This is a genomic window from Flavobacteriaceae bacterium GSB9, assembly GCA_022749295.1.
Taxonomy (GTDB): Bacteria; Bacteroidota; Bacteroidia; order Flavobacteriales; family Flavobacteriaceae; genus Flavisericum.
Map to the genome: position 1 here is coordinate 745,308 of CP062007.1, position 15,657 is coordinate 760,964.

General features: G+C 35.3%; 17 protein-coding genes and 1 other RNA gene. 9 read left to right on the forward strand and 9 right to left on the reverse strand.

The window, feature by feature from the left end; all coding sequences use genetic code 11:
* Positions 1–22: 22 nt before the first annotated feature.
* Positions 23–1,009, forward strand: coding sequence for a Gfo/Idh/MocA family oxidoreductase (locus tag GSB9_00660; GenBank protein UKM64113.1), 987 nt, complete (start codon positions 23–25; stop codon positions 1,007–1,009).
* Between the two features lie 8 nt (positions 1,010–1,017).
* On the opposite strand, the gene GSB9_00661 is transcribed toward GSB9_00660, so the two are convergent.
* From GSB9_00661 to GSB9_00666, 6 genes are all read right to left on the reverse strand, one after another.
* Positions 1,018–1,758: an NYN domain-containing protein gene (locus tag GSB9_00661; protein UKM64114.1), complete on the reverse strand. Its 741-nt coding sequence runs from the start codon at positions 1,756–1,758 to the stop codon at positions 1,018–1,020.
* Positions 1,759–2,047: 289 nt separating this feature from the next.
* The gene (locus GSB9_00662; protein UKM64115.2) at positions 2,048–3,130 is read right to left on the reverse strand and encodes an iron-containing alcohol dehydrogenase family protein; all 1,083 of its coding nucleotides are present in this window, start codon (positions 3,128–3,130) and stop codon (positions 2,048–2,050) included.
* A 112-nt stretch (positions 3,131–3,242) separates the two neighbouring features.
* Complete coding sequence (locus GSB9_00663) at positions 3,243–3,947, reverse strand: HAD family hydrolase (GenBank protein ID UKM64116.1); 705 nt, start codon at positions 3,945–3,947, stop codon at positions 3,243–3,245.
* Entirely contained in the window at positions 3,938–4,666 is a 729-nt protein-coding gene (gene kdsB, locus GSB9_00664; protein ID UKM64117.1) for a 3-deoxy-manno-octulosonate cytidylyltransferase, read from the reverse strand. Before kdsB ends, GSB9_00663 begins: the two co-directional genes overlap by 10 nt.
* 78 nt (positions 4,667–4,744) lie before the next feature.
* Positions 4,745–5,320 carry a DUF4126 domain-containing protein gene (locus GSB9_00665; GenBank protein ID UKM64118.1) on the reverse strand — a complete coding sequence of 192 codons (576 nt, stop codon included), beginning with the start codon at positions 5,318–5,320 and terminating at the stop codon, positions 4,745–4,747.
* Between the two features lie 20 nt (positions 5,321–5,340).
* On the reverse strand, positions 5,341–6,765 hold the full coding sequence (locus GSB9_00666; protein ID UKM64119.1) for an AAA family ATPase: 1,425 nt from the start codon (positions 6,763–6,765) through the stop codon (positions 5,341–5,343).
* Between the two features lie 131 nt (positions 6,766–6,896).
* Between GSB9_00666 and GSB9_00667 the strand changes: the two genes are divergently transcribed.
* The 5 genes from GSB9_00667 (at position 6,897) to GSB9_00671 (ending at position 10,434) form a co-directional block, all read left to right on the forward strand.
* A complete protein-coding gene (locus tag GSB9_00667; GenBank protein ID UKM64120.1) occupies positions 6,897–7,634 on the forward strand; it encodes a hypothetical protein in 738 nt (245 codons plus the stop codon).
* Entirely contained in the window at positions 7,618–8,445 is an 828-nt protein-coding gene (locus tag GSB9_00668) for a DUF3822 family protein (protein ID UKM64121.1), read from the forward strand. The genes GSB9_00667 and GSB9_00668 overlap by 17 nt, the downstream gene beginning before the upstream one ends.
* Positions 8,445–8,984 carry an RsmD family RNA methyltransferase gene (locus GSB9_00669; protein ID UKM64122.1) on the forward strand — a complete coding sequence of 180 codons (540 nt, stop codon included), beginning with the start codon at positions 8,445–8,447 and terminating at the stop codon, positions 8,982–8,984. Before GSB9_00668 ends, GSB9_00669 begins: the two co-directional genes overlap by 1 nt.
* A 163-nt stretch (positions 8,985–9,147) precedes the next feature.
* On the forward strand, positions 9,148–9,666 hold the full coding sequence (locus GSB9_00670) for a nuclear transport factor 2 family protein (protein UKM64123.1): 519 nt from the start codon (positions 9,148–9,150) through the stop codon (positions 9,664–9,666).
* A gap of 54 nt (positions 9,667–9,720) precedes the next feature.
* On the forward strand, positions 9,721–10,434 hold the full coding sequence (locus GSB9_00671) for a hypothetical protein (protein UKM64124.2): 714 nt from the start codon (positions 9,721–9,723) through the stop codon (positions 10,432–10,434).
* A gap of 68 nt (positions 10,435–10,502) precedes the next feature.
* Here the strand turns inward: GSB9_00671 and rnpB are convergent.
* Positions 10,503–10,815: RNase P RNA component class A (gene rnpB / locus GSB9_03250), an RNA gene on the reverse strand.
* 280 nt (positions 10,816–11,095) lie between these two features.
* Here rnpB and GSB9_00672 point away from each other — a divergent pair.
* Genes GSB9_00672 through GSB9_00674 form a run of 3 tightly spaced genes read left to right on the forward strand, consistent with a single transcriptional unit; the run spans position 11,096 to position 13,984 of the window.
* Positions 11,096–12,832 (forward strand): DNA polymerase III subunit gamma/tau, encoded by a 1,737-nt coding sequence (locus GSB9_00672; protein ID UKM64125.1) that lies wholly within the window; start codon positions 11,096–11,098, stop codon positions 12,830–12,832.
* On the forward strand, positions 12,825–13,391 hold the full coding sequence (locus GSB9_00673; protein UKM64126.1) for a hypothetical protein: 567 nt from the start codon (positions 12,825–12,827) through the stop codon (positions 13,389–13,391). The genes GSB9_00672 and GSB9_00673 overlap by 8 nt, the downstream gene beginning before the upstream one ends.
* An 11-nt stretch (positions 13,392–13,402) precedes the next feature.
* Positions 13,403–13,984 carry a tRNA-(ms[2]io[6]A)-hydroxylase gene (locus GSB9_00674; protein ID UKM64127.1) on the forward strand — a complete coding sequence of 194 codons (582 nt, stop codon included), beginning with the start codon at positions 13,403–13,405 and terminating at the stop codon, positions 13,982–13,984.
* On the opposite strand, the gene GSB9_00675 is transcribed toward GSB9_00674, so the two are convergent.
* Both GSB9_00675 and GSB9_00676 read right to left on the reverse strand, forming a co-directional pair.
* Positions 13,981–14,568: a PorT family protein gene (locus GSB9_00675; protein UKM64128.1), complete on the reverse strand. Its 588-nt coding sequence runs from the start codon at positions 14,566–14,568 to the stop codon at positions 13,981–13,983. The genes GSB9_00674 and GSB9_00675 overlap by 4 nt on opposite strands.
* Before the next feature lie 183 nt (positions 14,569–14,751).
* Entirely contained in the window at positions 14,752–15,657 is a 906-nt protein-coding gene (locus GSB9_00676) for a rod shape-determining protein (protein UKM64129.1), read from the reverse strand.

A 15,657-nucleotide genomic window follows, 5' to 3' on the forward strand; every position in this document is an offset into this window, starting at 1 on the left:
TTTTAAATAACAAACTATCGTAATGGTGGAAAACAAAAAAAATATAAACTGGGGCATTATTGGCTGTGGAGACGTAACTGAAGTTAAAAGTGGACCACCTTACCAATTAACTGATGGTTTTACCTTATCAGCCGTTATGCGTAGAGATGCAGTTAAGTTGAAAGACTATGCTAAACGCCATAAAATCGAAACTACATATACCGATGCCGATGCGCTAATCAACGATAATAGTATTGACGCCGTTTATATTGCCACACCACCAGATACACATAAACTATATGCTTTAAAGGTGGCAGAAGCAGGAAAACCATGCTGTATTGAAAAACCATTGAGTCCAAGTTATGCTGACAGTTTAGAAATTTATGAGGTTTTTAAAAGCAAAAATTTACCGTTGTTCGTAGCCTATTATCGCCGTTCGTTACCACGTTTTTTAAAGATAAAGGAATGGCTGGATGCGGGTTATATTGGTAATGTTAGACACATTAATTCAAATTTAACCAAACCAGCAAGTAAAACCGATTTATCTAAAAAATACAATTGGAGAACCGATGCGAACATTGCTCCTGCTGGTTATTTTGATGATTTGGCTAGCCATAGCTTAGATTTGTTTGCGTTCTTTTTGGGCAACTTTAAAGAAGCTAATGGCATCAGTTTAAACCAACAAAAATTATACACCGCAAAAGACGCCGTAACAGCATCGTGGTTGCATGAATCGGGAGTTACAGGTTCTGGCGTTTGGAATTTTGGTTGTAACGATCATTTAGATAAAACTACTATTTACGGCAGCAAGGGAACAATTGAGTTCTCTGTATTTCATGAAAAACCTATTGTTTTAAAAAGTGATAATAAAAACGAGGAATTATTTATTGAAAACCCAAAGCACATTCAACAATATCATGTTGAAAATATGAGAGACGATTTAGTTTTTAATAAAGCCAAGCACCCTTCGACAGGTTCAACAGCCCTGCACGCCAGTTGGGTAATGGATAAAATTCTTGGAAACCTTTAAGCCTGTTTTTATTTAGTAGTAACGTTTCTAACGTAAATTAGCTTAAACCTCGAATTGGATTGGTTGCGTTCTTCCAACTCAAACTGAGGCAATGATTTAAATAGTGGTGTTAACTTTTGAAATCCAAAGTTACGGGCATCAAAATTGGGTTGCTTTTTAATAATAAGCGTACCAACGTCACCTAGAAATGCCCATCCATCATCATCGGCAGCATCATCCACCGAATTTTTTAATAGTCTGATAACTTTCGGTGTGATATTATAAAGATTGGCCTTTTTCGTTTTGGCTCCTTTATCATCTTTTTCGTTATCGTCGCCACCTAGAATTTCCAAGTAAATAAACTTATCGCAAGCCACAATAAACGGATCAGGGGTTTTTTTCTCACCCATACCATAAACTACCATGGCCGCCTCGCGCAAACGGGTGGCAAGTTTGGTAAAATCACTATCTGATGATACCAAGCAAAAACCATTTACTTTTTCGGAATATAAAATATCCATGGCATCAATAATCATAGCCGAATCGGTCGCATTTTTGCCGGTAGTGTAACCATACTGCTGAATCGGCGTTATCGCATTTTCAAGCAACACTTTTTTCCATTTTGATAGGTGTGGTTTAGTCCAATCACCGTAAATTCTTTTTATGGTTGGTGTACCGTATTTAGTAATTTCTTCCATCATTTCTGAGATGTACTTAGACGGGATGTTATCTCCATCAATCAATACGGCAATTTTTATGTCTTTTATCATATTCGATAAATATAGTGAAATATACCAACCATTACTAAAAGGAATACTAAAAGCTTCCCTATTGCACAAAATAAAAAAGCTACTTCCTGTTGGAGTAGCTTTTGTTTAAGAGCATATGTTTCTTTTTAGGGACAAATAATTGTTTACTTTATGTTTCATTTACTCATCCAAAGTAAAACAAAATTCGTGCCAAATAATTTCATGTTAAAAATAAAACTTATTTTATTTAAATAGCACAAAATACTATAAACAAGAAAATAAAGAGGCTTTATGTAATCTTATTGTTTAACTACATTTTTTTATATAAAACCTTCAATTTTTCCTTGGTAATTATTTTTTGCCAGTTTTTACCGAGAGCGTTTTCCCAAAGAGGAGTTAGGCTCATTGCTATGTTAATCATAACATCGAAATCTGAATCACTTAAATCCGTACATATCCCTTTAGGCAAAACTATATTGTGTTTTTCTTTCATCTCTTTGAAAAGCTTAACACCTTCTGGATAAAATTCCTCAAGATGGTTGAAAACAATGCAATTGCCAATGCCGTGCTTTGTTCCCAATAAATATGCAAGTCCATAACTCATAGCATGGGCTACACCTACTTGTGAATAAGCTATACTCATGCCACCGTGCCAAGATGCCATCATTAATTTTTCACGAGATTCGATATCGGAGAGGTTGTTATCTAAAAACACCTCTTTACACAATTGGAACGCCATTTCGCCATAGCTTTGGCTAAACGTATTAAGATAAGATCCGCTAAGCGATTCAATACAGTGTATATAGCAATCCATACCGGTGTAAAACCATTGATTGTGCTCCACCCCTTTAGTAAGTTCAGAATCTAAAATAACCTGATCGAAAGGCGTGTAATCAGAATTGATTCCCAATTTTCTATCTGGACCAGTTAAAACAGTGGTCCGGGATACTTCAGCACCTGTACCAGAAATTGTTGGGATTCCAACATGGTAAACGGCCGAGTTTTTAACTAAATCCCAACCTTGGTAAGTTTTAGATTCGCCATCATTAGTCAGCATAATAGATACTGCCTTAGCCAAATCGAGCATCGTGCCGCCACCAATGCCAATAATACCAGACGGGCGTTCTTTAGACGTTAATATAATATCCTCAACAAGTTCGTCTACCTGACTGGTTTTAGGCTCTTCGTCAGCCGATATAAAAATAATTCTATCGTCATAAGCTGTTGGAATTCTGGATACTAATGATGTATTGCCCTTAAAAACATCATCAACCAAAAAAATGAACGGCGCATTAATATTTAAACGCTTTGGGGTCAATATTTCATTTAACTGGTTGAAACTACCTCTGCCAAAAATAACTCTTGGCACCATTGGAAAGTTTTTATGACTCATTTAAGTTAGTTTTCTTTTTTCTTCACAAAAAGCAAAAGTACTATTATTTTAAATTTTGCTCCTTTAAAAAAAGCTTAAATATTATTATGAACAAACGGTTTTTGTAATACACTTATTTCAAGATGTTTACTAATTCCAACAACGTGTTTATTGTTTTATAGGCCTTACCGTTTTTCTCTTCTTCTGAAACTTCTTCGTGTGCCCATGTTGTATGAAAAGGCACATGGACAGCATGCGCTTTTATATTTACCAGAGGTAAAACATCAGACTTTAAGGAGTTACCTACCATTAAAAATTCTGAGGGGTTAATATCCAAATGATTTAACAACCTAGAATAATTGGCTTCTTTCTTATCGCTTAGCACCTCAATGTGATGGAAATATTTGGTTAAGTTAGATTTTTCCAATTTTCTTTCTTGATCAAGCAAATCGCCTTTTGTGGCTAAAATAAGCCGGTATTTTTGAGATAATGTGCTAAGCACCTCCTCTACGCCATCTAGCAATTCTACAGGTTTATTGAGCATGTCTTTGCAGATATTTAAGATGGCTTCAATGGTTTTTGTGGACACTTGATAATTTGAGAGCTCTAAAGCCGACTCAACCATAGATAGTGTAAAAGCCTTAACGCCGTAACCATACAAGTTTAAATTTTCTATTTCTTTTTTAAACAGCTCTTGGTCAATTTTGTTTGGCGTTTCATATTTAGAAAGTAATTTGCAAAATTGCGCTTCGGCTTCCCTAAAATAGGTTTCGTTTACCCAAAGCGTATCATCGGCATCAAAACCGATAACTTTAATATTCTTGTAATTTATTTCCATATTTTTTTGGCACGTTCTAAATCTTCTGGCGTATCAATTTCTACCCCTTCACTGTCGGTTTCAATCATTTTTATACGCTTGCCGTACTCAAGATAACGAATACATTCTATTTTTTCGGAAGCTTCCAATGGCAGCATTGGCAAATGATAAAAATCTAAAATAGCCTGCTTTCTAAACGCATAGACACCTTTATGCTTAAAATATTTAGCCCCTACATTTCTGGCACGAGGATATGGAATAGGGCTTCTAGAAAAATAAAGGGCGAAATTAGATTTGTCGACAATAACCTTTACGGTATTAGGGTTTTTGATTTCTTCTTCATCGGTAATTTCAACCATTAACGACGCCAAATCAACCTCGTTTTCGGGATCGTTTTTAAAAACATCGATGAGCTTAGATAACGATTCCCTGTCTGTAAAAGGTTCATCGCCCTGCACATTTATCACGATATCGATATCCATAAATTCAACAGCCTCGGCAATTCTATCGCTACCGCATTCATGTTCCTTTTTGCTCATAATGGCCTTGCCTCCGTGATTTACAATTTCGTTGTAAATAACATCGCTATCGGTTACCACAAACACATCATCAAATAGGTTTGTGGCTACAGCAGCTTCGTATGTACGGCGAATAACCGGCTCCCCCCCAAGATCTTGCATGAGCTTTCCCGGGAATCGTGTGGCACTGTAACGTGCAGGTATCATTGAAATTATTTTCATTGGTGTTATTCTAAATATGCCATTTTAAATGATTAAAATGCCCTTAATTATGTTTTGGCTTCAAAAATACTATAAAAATCAAAGGTTCTTAGCTTTTGGCGATTTAAACTTTTTGTAAAGCCTAAAAATGACAAATAGTATCAAAACCGATAAAATAGCTGCCAAAATAGGCAGAAAAATAGAAACAACAGACATCACTAGCGATGTGCCGGTTTCTAAAGCAGAAACCAACGGATTACCCAGACCGCCTGTTGTAGCGGTTGATGCCAAACGTGTTGTAGACGACGTACCTGCTACGGCAGCAGCCGTTCCTCCTCCTGCAATAATGGCCAACGACCAAGTGATTACGGGACTTAAATCGGCAATAGTTGAAAGCATTATGGCTGTGCCTGCTAATGCTGCTAATGGTACCGCAATACTATCTAATAGGTTATCGATATAAGGAATAAAATAAGCAAATACTTCAACCACACTGGCTGCAGCCAGTGTAATCATCGCCGCCGTACTACCAACCCATTGCCAAGAATCGTTTAGTTCCCAAACACCAAAATAAGATGCTAAACTTAATGCAAATAATGGCAAAAAAACTCTAAAACCAACAGATGCCGCCAAACCTACACCTAAGCAAACACTAATAATTGTTTCTACTGTCATAAAATGTTGGATTTAAAAAACTAGGTTTCAAAAAACTCATCTTTAAAACCTATAAGATACAATTTTTCCTTTGCTCTGGTTACGGCCGTGTACAACCATCTTAAATAATCTTTATCAACACCGTTGGGTAAATAAGGCTGTTCAACAAAAACCGTTTGCCATTGCCCGCCTTGCGATTTATGACAGGTAATAGCGTACGAAAACTTAACCTGCAGGGCATTAAAGTGCTTATTGCCCTTAACCTTTAAAAACTTTTTATAATTACTACTTTCGTTTTCAAAATCTTTCAGCACTTCTTGATAAAATCGATTTGAATCTTCATAGGAGAGCGATGGCGTTTCGGCAACAATGGTATCTAATAGCAAAACCGTTTCAAACGGGCGCATTTTGGGGTAATCAACCATTCTAATTTTTACTTCCGCAAAACGGAACCCGTAGAGCTCTTGTATTTTGAAGATTTCGAGCACTTCTATAATATCGCCATTTGCTATAAAACCGGCTTCGGTGGTAGGTTTTATCCAGAAATAATTGTTTTTAACAACCATTAGAAAATCTCCGGTAGTCAACTCATTTTCATTAAACAAAATACGATTTCTAATTTGCTGGTTGTACAAGTTAGCGCGTTTATTGCTCCTTAAAATTATTGCGGTTTCTTCCTTTCCCTGCTCACTGTATGAATCGTTTATGGCATCCATTATTTCGTAGCCATCAACCAAGCGTACAATATCTGAATACGGAGCTAAATCGAATTTAAAATTATCATAAATCTCATTAAAAAGTAATTCCCGCAGAACCGTCGCGTTGGCCAAGATACCCGAATCTTTTTCTTGACGCACTACTTCATCGAGTTCCATTTTTGTAACCTCTTTGTTGTAGTTTAAACTAAGGTTATCTTCGTTTAACGCCGGACTTAAATCGAGTTTTACAGGGGGCAACTGTGCTGTATCGCCAATTAACAACAATTTACATTGGTGCCCAGAATAGACGTACTGCATTAAATCGTCTAAAAGCGACCCGTTTTCAAAAATTTTAGAATCACCAGGTGTATCTGGAATCATTGAGGCTTCATCAACAATAAAAATGGTATTTTTATGCTTATTGGGCTGGAGTACAAACTTTACTCCTCCACTCCTTTCTTTTTTAGGAAAATATATTTTTTTATGGATGGTAAACGCCTCTTTGCCCGAATAATTGGCAATTACTTTGGCTGCTCTTCCTGTTGGTGCCATTAGCACGGCACTTTTTTTTACCTTCCATAAATTGCTTACAATAGTACTAACTATAGTGGTTTTTCCTGTACCGGCATAACCTTTTAAAAGATAAAGTGAGTTAGGCCTTTTAGTAAAAATAAATTCTGATAATTGTTGCAGTACAATATTTTGTTTTAGGGTAGGTTGAAACGGAAACTGCTGTTTTAAAAGTGAATAGAATTCGGAAGTTGTCATTAATATTTGGCCTCTTTTATATTTTATCCAAATATAAAAATGATTTTCTCGAACATTGTTTTTACGATTAAAAAAAAGTTGTAGATTTGCTAAATACCGTTAATAAACTTTATTTAATTAAATAACAGACTATGTTAAATTTTATTCTTATTGCTGTTGCAGTAATTTTAGTTACAATTGGCTTAGTGAAGCTGGTCGACAAATTTATACCGCCTAAGTTTAAACCTATTTTAAACATCCTGCTATGGGTACTCATAGTATTTTTGGGTTACAAAACCTATATGTCTATTTATGAGCCTATACAATTTAACAAAGTAAAGAACAAGCGCTACTTACAAGTAATTGAAAGCTTAAAAGACATTAGAAACTCTCAATTGGCGCACAAACAAGTAACTGGTAAGTTCGCTAAAAACTTTGATAATTTAATCAAATTTGTTGATACCGCAGAGTTTACCATTACCCAACGACGCGATTCGAGTATTATTGATGAGGAAATGACAAGACGTTACGGCGTTGATACTTATAAAGACATTGTAATTATTGACACTCTAGGCTTTGTACCTGTTAAAGATTCGCTTTTTGGCAATACTGGACGTTACAAAACTATGATGAACGTTCCTGTAGGAGAGCCTGGAGCTAAGTTTAAAATGGATGCTTCACACATAGAACAAAACAAATTATACATCCCCGTATTTGAAGCCTCTGTTAAAAAAGATGTAATTCTTTACGACCAAAACAAAGACCTACTGGTTCAAGAAAACCAAGTTGTTTCTGTTGACGGTGTTAATGGCGACGCCTTAAAAGTAGGATCCATGGAAGAGGTTAATACAGCAGGAAACTGGCCTAAAACATATGGTGCCAACGAATAATAAAAATAAGAAACATAACAATCTAGAACTGTCCATTCAAATAAGTTTGAGTGGACTTTCTTTTTGTATATTAAATAACGAAACACAAACCATAAGTTTTTTAAAAACACACGATTTTGAAAAACAACTCATCCCTTTTGAGGTCCTCGACTTTTTAAAAGGATGTTTTGATACAGAAGAAGCCTTACAGCAGCCTTTTAAAGACGTTAAGGTTATTCACGACAACAACTTGTCCACCCTTGTCCCCAAAGCCTTATTTAACGAAAATTACTTGGCCGATTACCTCAAGTTCAATTCTAAAATTTTAAAGTCTGATTATATTACTTACGACACTATTTCTATAAACCAAAGCGTTAATGTATATGTGCCTTATATCAACATCAACAATTTCATTTACGAAAAATTTGGCGATTTCACCTTCAATCATGTTTCTACGGTGCTTATAGAAGAGGTTTTAAAGTCAGAAAAAAACCTTGAAACAACAAAAGCCTATATTAACGTTAGCAAGGGCCATTTTGAAATTCTTATTGTAAAAAACGGATCACTGCTATTGTACAACTCATTTGTTTACAGAACAAAAGAAGATTTTATTTATTATATTTTGTTCTGTTTTGAACAATTAAAACTAAACCCAGAAACCATAAACCTTATCTTTTTGGGAGAAATTGATGCTACCGACGACCTTTACATTATTACTTATAAATATGTCAGGTTTGTATTTTTAGGGCATCGCGAAGATAATTACAAGTATGCAAGCTTTGCCCAACCATTTCGCCCTCACAGTAATTACGCCATAATAAAAAGCTTTTAATGCGCATTATTTCAGGATTATACAAAAGCAGAAAAATACTGCCACCAAAAAATTTACCAGTCAGGCCAACAACCGATATGGCCAAAGAATCGCTATTTAACATACTAAATAATTTATACTATTTTGATGAAATTTCAGTTATAGATCTATTTGCTGGCACTGGCAATATAAGCTACGAATTTGCCTCGCGAGGCACATTAAACATTACTAGTGTTGACCAACATTTTGGCTGTTTAAAATTTATAAACGAAACGGCCGAAACTTTTAATATGCCTATAGAAACCATTAAATCGGATGTTTTTAAGTTTTTAGAAAAAGCCACTATGAAAGCCAATATTATTTTCGCAGATCCACCTTATAATTTTACCGATGAGCAATTTGCGAAAATCCCCGAATTGGTTTTTAAAAACAATTTTTTATTAGAAGAAGGTACTTTGGTTGTAGAGCACTCAAAACACACCAACCTGTCTGAAGAAGAACATTTCAATTATTCCAAAAGCTATGGCGGTAGTGTTTTTAGCTTTTTTGAAAAAGATTAACCAAAACCGCAACTTAATTCATTTTTTTTCAGTAAATTAGAATTCTCCTTAAGAGTCCTGGCTCTACTCATAGATAACTTCACATCAATAAAAGACAAGGTTTTTTTGTTGGATTTGTTTATGGTTTATTTAAGAAACACTAACCTTTAAAACCATAAATCAAATGAAAAAGTTCTTTTTACTAGGCTTGGCAATAACCATATTTATTGCATGCCAAAACAAACCACAGCGTTACTTCGAGTCATCACCAGAAATTGACATTTTAAAAGCCGGCATTAAAGCCTATGAGGCTCAAGATTGGAATAGTTGGAAGTCTAACTTTGTCGACACAGCTAAAATTCATCACAATAGCATAAAACCAATATCTCCAGAAGAAAATTTGGTTAACCTTCAAAATATGAATTCCAATTTCTCTTCCTATGGATTTCAAGACAAAGGGGCTTTTTCTGAAATGGTTATTGACAAAGATGGTGAAACCTGGGTTAACTATTGGGGCATCTGGAATGGTACCCTTAAGGAAAATAGCGAAAAAATAGCGATTCCAGTACATTTAACGGCTCAATTTATAAACAGTAAAATCGTTGAAGAATATGTGTATTACGACACTGCTCCCATTACAAAAGCTCTAAAAGCTATAGAGATATCAAAGATGGAAGCCGAGGAAAGTACATCTGAAGAATAACCAACTAAACTTAAAGAAATTATGAAATCCTATCAACAATTAATAATCACAGTTTTGCTGCTATGTGTGTGGCCTACTACTATACAATCACAACAAATGTATCGAATTCATTTAGATAACGTTAAACCATCAATGGTTGCTGAATACGAGCAAATTTCTAAAGAATTTATTGAAGCTTGTGAAGAGCATTCCCCCGCTGTAAAATGGATTACCTCTGTAACGAATGACTTTAAATACATGTACGTGAGTCCATTGAATAGTTTTTCAGAACTAGACGAACGTCCATTTAAAGCCATGGCAGAAGAGATGGGTGATAAATTTACAGATATGTTTACCCGTTTCGATAAGTGTTATGATTCGCATACAGATTACGTTATTTCTCTTTCAAAGAGTTTAACCTATATGCCAGAAGGCTTCTCTCAAACGCAAGAAGGAATGGATAACAGAGAATATTATTTTCTTTATTATACCCCTTCAAACCAAAAAAAATTATACGATGCTCTAAAAGCAGTAAAAGAGATGTATACGAGTAAGGATTCTAAAGAATATTATCGTATTTATAATAGCGGTTTTGGAAACCCAGAAAGTTATTATTTGGTTGCCATTTCATCTAAAGATGATGTTGATGCTGCTATCAAATCTAAAGAAAACAATGAAGTTTTAGGAGATATGAGACATGAAGTTTTTGGTAATATGATGAAATATGTATCTAGATTCGAATCTTATGATGGTAAGATAAGACGGGATCTATCCTACTCTCCGAAGTAAATAATTAATTATCTGGGAAACATTAAAAAAAAACAAACCCTTCTTAAGCTAATAAGAAGGGTTGTTTATTTTCAAGCAAATCTATAAGCCGAATTCTGTATTACGCCAAGTGACGCAACCCTTATCATTTATCTGAATACACTGTTACCAGTACATTTTAGCTGTCTACCCTCCAACAATCGAGCGTGCCGCCCTCAAGCGTTGGTTTACATGACATTGCACCTCATAGAGTTTACCTGATTTCACTACAGCTTAACCTGTACATTCTTTCTGTTGCACTATTCCTAACCTCACGGCCGGTGGCAGTTAACCACTATGTTGCACTACGGTGTTCGGACTTTCCTCCACTATAAAATTAGCAGCGATAAGGCGATTTACTTACTGCAAAAGTACAATTGAAATTGCTTAAAATCTAGGTTTTATTAATAATTTGATGTAAGCACAAACTAATTACGTTTACTACTCTGAAGATGTTATGTCAATAATGCAGTACCTTTATCGCTTCACTCTGCTTTATTTTTGTTAATAACTACTAGCAAATTCTATATCTTGAATTTTCAATTATAAATTGAATGTTTAACTTTGTTTTTGTTTTTTTTATTGTTGGCATTTAAAAAATGCTGCTTTTTGATAATATTTCAAAACAGAAATTCAGTAAACTTTGGAGCATTTTATTGTATCGGCCCGTAAATACAGACCCCAAACATTTAAAGATGTCGTGGGGCAACAGGCCATTACCAATACGTTATTGAATGCCATTGAAAATAACCATTTGGCACAAGCCCTGCTGTTTACTGGTCCACGTGGCGTAGGTAAAACCACCTGTGCCCGTATTTTGGCAAAAATGATTAACAGTGACGGCAGCGAAAAACAAGACGAAGATTTTTCGTTTAATATTTTTGAGTTGGATGCCGCATCGAACAACTCGGTAGACGATATTAGAAACCTTACCGACCAAGTTCGTATTCCACCGCAAATAGGGAAATATAAAGTGTATATTATTGATGAGGTTCACATGCTTTCGCAAGCTGCTTTCAATGCCTTTTTAAAAACCTTGGAAGAACCTCCCAAACATTGTGTTTTTATTCTGGCAACCACCGAAAAGCACAAAATAATCCCTACTATTTTATCGCGTTGCCAAATTTTCGATTTTAAACGCATAACGGTTAATGATGCCAAAGAATACCTTAAATACATTGCCGAAGAACAGGGCATAAGTGCAGAAGACGATGCGTTGCACATTATTGCCCAAAAGGCCGATGGTGCTATGCGTGATGCACTTTCTATTTTCGACCGTGTCGTAAGTTTTTCTGGAAAGGACTTAACACGTCAAGCGGTTACCGAAAACTTAAACGTACTCGATTACGAAACCTATTTTGAAAGCACCGACCTTATTTTAGAAAATAAAATTCCGGAGCTTTTACTACTATTCAACAATACGCTATCGAAAGGTTTTGATGGGCACCATTACATCTCCGGATTGGCATCTCACTTTAGGGATTTAATGGTTTGCAAAAACCAACAGACCATTCCGCTTTTAGAAGTTGGCGAACAAACCAAAGCCAAATATTTAGAGCAATCGAAAAAGGCTTCTCAAGAATTTTTAATGCAAGGCATCAATCTCGCCAACGAGTGCGACCTCAAATACAAAACCAGTAAAAATCAGCGGTTACTCGTTGAACTTTGCCTTATGCAACTTGCCTCTATCACTTTCGATGGAGAAAAAAAAAATAGCAAACATTACATAATTCCGGCTTCCTATTTTAAAAATAAGGGCATTACTCCTATTCCGGTAAAGACTCCAGAAAAGAAAGAAGCAACAACTAATTCTGAAGAAACTACTGAACAAACCCCCAATACATTTAAGTCTGATGCAAATAAATCGGCTGAAGCCTTCCAAGTAAAAGAACCTCCAAAGATTGACTTAAATGCGCAAAGCAAACGTACTTCTGGACTTTCGTTAAAAAGCATAAGAGCTAAAAAGGAGCACCAAATAAAACAGATGGAAGTGGTGGTTAATGAAGAAGAACTGCCTAAAGAACCATTTACCGAAAAAGAATTCCTCAATATTTGGAAGACTTACACCGAAAACCTCACCAAAAGCGGCAAACACAATTTAGCCTCCATTTTATCCATCGACGAACCCAAGGTAATAGGTACCGTTGCGCATTTAGAGTTTCCTAATGAAACCAATAAGTTGGAACTTGAACGCCAGCAGTACGAGCTTTTGGCTTATGTTCGGAAAGCGCTTAATAATTACGACATAAACTTATCTATTACCGTAAATGACGTTAAGGAAAAACAATACGCATATACGCCTTTAGAAAAGTTTGAAAAGCTGAAGGAAAAAAACCCTAATATTGATGTTTTAAGAAAAACCTTCGATTTGGATGTATAAAATAAGTTTCATACCAATTTTGGTTTTTGGTTTAACGCTAACAAATTGCGATGGAAGAAAAACCCAAAGGGATGCCTTAAAAGAATCGATTCAAAAATTTAAGGATTCCATTACACCCATCGAAATTGTGGAATATATTCCGAAAACCTATTCCGAAGTTAAAACCGATACTATTTTAAGCAACGGTTTTGTAATAAAAATTAAAAATTATACCGATATGGAAAATTCGGTATCACATCAATACCAAACAGATAGTTTTACAATGCGTACTGATATTTACAGAGATTGGGTGTCTGAAGTCACGGTAGAAAAAGACGGCGAATTGATTTTTAGTGAAACTATTGATGATTTATTTTTAATTAAAAATGATAAGGTGTTTGCTAGCCTGAAAACTACTGCTATTAAATCAGGCACCATATTAAAGTCTGATTTTATCAATAACAATGAACATGTTTATTTGTTCACAAATATCATTTTCCCAGATAACCAGGATGGTTTAGCTTACATGTTAAAAATTAATAAAAGCGGGAAGTATTTTATTAAAAGAATAGTCTCTTAAAATTATATATTATGCTCGGACTAAAATTACCAACAGACCCACGATGGGTAAATATTGTAGAAAAAAATATTGAAGAAATATTAACCGACCATGCGTTTTGCGAACAAAAGGCAACCAGCACGGCCATTTCGTTAATAGTAACCTTTCCAGAATATACCGAATTGGTACAAGAAATGACGGCTTTGGTAAAAGAGGAAATCAGCCATTTTAAAATGGTACACGATATTATTATCGAGCGTGGGTGGACTTTGGGAAGAGACCGTCGTGACGACTATGTAGTGCAGCTTATGAAATTCTTTCCTAAAGGAGGTAGCAGAACCAACCAGTTAGTACACCGTTTGCTCTATGCGGCATTAATTGAAGCCAGAAGCTGCGAACGTTTTAGGTTACTTTCTGAAGAGTTGGAAGATAAAAAACTAGCCGAATTTTACAGAAAACTTATGGTGAGCGAAGCTAACCACTACACTATGTTTTTGGGCTTTGCCAGAAAGTATGGCAATAAAAAAGAAGTTGATGAAAAATGGAACCAACTTCTTGAATATGAGGCTGAAATTATGAAAGGCTTAAGTAAAAGTGAAACCGTACACGGTTAAAACTTATAACCTATACCTAGTTGTATGTTTCGATTCTTGGCCGTTACGCCTGTGCCATCATCAAAAACATTGGATAGACCATAAATGTATCTAGCTTCAGCGTATAACGCATAATTTATTTTGTATTCGACACCAGCTACACCAGAATAGCCAAGGTTTTTCATGCCGTCGTCTTCTTTATGCACTTTCAATCCTATCTGTGGTCCTAAACCAGCATGAAATTTTTCACTGAATCTAAACCTGAAAAATACCGGCATTTGTATATAATCTAAATTTAAAACTTCAGCTTTGGCGCCTTCAGCAGAAAACTGAAGCTCGGGCACAATTGATAATGTTCTAGACATTCCAATATTAGCAAAAAAACCAATATACATACTGTTTCGGTGTTTATTTTCCATGATTGGCACACCATCAAAATCTAAATGCGATATGGTATAACCAGCCCTAACGCCATATTTTACACCTTGAAAGGTAGAACCTTTTTCATTGGTTTCAACTGTGGAACTAACGCTAAGCAACTCTTGATTTTGAGAAAAACCATAAAAGGACAAACTAAGTACTGTTAAGAGTAAAATTTTTTTCATCTGTGTATTTTTTTAAATCTATCAGATGTGATTAGCCATTTTAACCTTGATTAAAGCAGATTAATTATTGGCTTAATTCATTATTAATAGATTTGGGTTACAATTAATAATAAGCAATTAACAACCACGAATATATATTATAAATTTAAAAAACAGCAACAATAAAGGCTGAAGTGCAAAATTTTACTGTGTATTGCTCGAAACAGTATCGTAGTATATGCTTTTTATGATACCATCTGCCAGTCCTATTTTTGGAACATAGATGTTCTTAGCGCCACTCCATTTCATAGCTGAAAGGTAGATTCGCATGGCAGGAATAATGACATCTGCCCTATCTTGATTTAAACTCAACTCGGTAATACGCTCTTCGTAAGAATACGATTGAAGCGTGTTGTAATACGAAGTCATATAAAAATACGAAAGTGGCTTACCTATTGACTTTCCAGAAATTTTAAATATTTTGTTAATATTTCCTCCAGAACCTAAAACCGAAATCTTATCGTAATCTTTAACGTTTTCTCCAATCCACTCCCTGAGTTCCTGCCAAGATTCATTTTTAACCATATCGTTTAATAAACGTACCGTACCTATTTTAAAAGACCGAGATGCTACTTGGTTTCCTCTGTCTATAACGGTAAACTCTGTGCTACCACCTCCAACGTCTACATAAAGATAGGTCTTGTTGGGATCGATGTATTTATCTAAATCGGTTGCGGCGATTATTGCTGCTTCCTCTTCTCCTCCAATTACATCAATACTGATACCCGAATGCTCTAAAACTTGTTCGACAATTTTTTGTCCGTTAGAGGATTCGCGCATAGCAGAAGTGGCACAAGCTTTATACTTTACCACTTTGTGGGATTTCATAAGAAGATTAAAGGCCAACATGGTATCGAGTATGCGTTCTGTGTTTTCTTTAGAAATTTTATTCTTAACAAAAACATCTGCTCCCAAACGAATAGGAACACGCACCAACGAATTTTTTTTAAATGTTACAGGCTTTCCTTTTTCTTCTATTATGTTTGAAATTAATAACCTAACAGCATTAGAACCAATATCTATAGCTGCAAATTTTTTAATTGAGAGCAT